Here is a 1,606-nt window from a genome sequence, read left to right as displayed (position 1 = left end):
CGCTGCAAGGCGGCCATGCCCACGTGCCCGGGCTGGTTGATCAGAAAGCGCGGCAGTTCACTGGAGGCCGGCGACAGCAACTTGGCAATCCGCTCGGCGCTGCACACCGCCACGCGGCTCAACGCCAGGCCCAAGCCTTCGGCCGCCAGCGCGAGATGGGTGCTGTCGAAATTGGCCGTGGCCAGCACCAACACGTCTTCGCTGATCAACGCCGGATTGTCCGCACCGCTGGCCAGTTCCAGTTCGATCAACTCGCGTAACGCCTGCACTGCCTGTTGTGCCGCGCCTTGAACCACCGTGGCACAGCGAAAGCTCAGCGGGTCCTGTAGCCGACGCGGGTTATCGGCCAATTCGCCGCCCGCCAGCAATTCCAGCAACGTCGCTGATTGCCCGCTTTGCCCCGGCGCCGGGCGCAACCGCGAAGCCCAAGGCTGGAAAGGACTGAGGTTGGCCCGATAGCCTTCACACGACAACGCCAGCCCCGCCAACACGGCCTGCAATGCCTGTTCGGCCTCGGCCACCAGCAACGCGCCAAGGCCGATGCTCGCGGAGTTGGCCGACACCAGCGCCAGGCCATCCTTGCCCGTCAATGGCACGTTCAGCGCCAGACTCAAATGCGCCAACGGCGCCAGGTCGCTCTCACCCAGCGAGCCGAGCAACGGCACCGCGGGCTCCATGCCGCAGTTGAGTAACGCCAACAGCGCCTGCGCTGCACCCGGCGAAATACCCGAACGCCCCTGGGCCAACCCCGCCAAGCGGGCTGCGGTGATCGCGCGTAATTCCTCACGCGTGGCCAGGCGGCCAACGCCCACCGCACGCCCCAAAGGAATGTTTGCCTGTTCCGGCGCGACCTGCGTATCCACCGCCGCACCGAGGCCGGTGGTCACCCCGTAAATCGGCGTGCCTTCAGCCACCAGGCGCAGCAACAGTCGATGCCCTTCGTCGATACGTTGGCGCGCCGCATCGCTGAAGTCAGCCGGTGCGTCTTGGCGGGCAATCGACAGCAAATCCTCAACCGTCAAACCGGCGGGATCGAAGTGAATCATGCCCAGCGCAACCGCTGGCCGATCCCCAGGCGTCTGGATTTTTCCAGCAGTGCGTGGCCCAGGGCGATATCGCTGAGGCTCAAGCCACGGTGCCAGAACAGGATGGTTTCCTCGGGGGTTTCCCGGCCGGTCTTCAAGCCGGCGACGATCTGCCCCAACTCGGCATGCAAGGTCTCGGCGCTGAGTTTTCCGGCGTCGACATGGGCGCGCAATGCGCCGAACATCCCGCCCTTGCACTGGCCCCAGTCGTCCACCACCAGCTTGTGCATGATGTCGGTCAACGACAGTTCCACCGCGCTCATGGTGCCGTAGGGCACGACGAAGGCACCGGGCTTGATCCACTCGGTGTGCAGCAACGGTTGCGGCTGATCCAGGCGTGAAGCTTCCACTACGATGTCGGCGCCGCGCACCGTGGACTCCCAATCGTCGGTGACAATCACCGGCTTGCCGAGGTCGCGGCGCAGGCGTTCGGCGAAGGCTTCGCGGCTTTCACTGCGGCGCGAGTGCACGCGGATTTCGTCGAAGTCGAACAGGTGGTCCAGCAGCCGCACGTTCCAATA

Annotated in this window: 1 protein-coding gene and 1 pseudogene; both read right to left on the bottom strand. The window is 65.5% G+C overall.

Annotated features, from left to right (window positions below; all coding sequences use genetic code 11):
* Nucleotides 1-1,046: aromatic amino acid lyase (locus HX846_RS31560; protein ID WP_178966901.1), on the bottom strand; the 1,046-nt coding region annotated here is incomplete at its 3' end.
* Nucleotides 1,043-1,606, bottom strand: a pseudogene (locus HX846_RS31555) (ornithine cyclodeaminase family protein); the annotation flags it as partial. The gene HX846_RS31560 and the pseudogene HX846_RS31555, both read right to left, overlap by 4 nt.

The organism is Pseudomonas sp. K5002, from assembly GCF_013386655.1.
Classification (GTDB): Bacteria; Pseudomonadota; Gammaproteobacteria; order Pseudomonadales; family Pseudomonadaceae; genus Aquipseudomonas.
The sequence above is the reverse complement of the archived record's forward strand: the minus strand, read 5'-3'. Positions and strand labels throughout refer to the sequence as shown.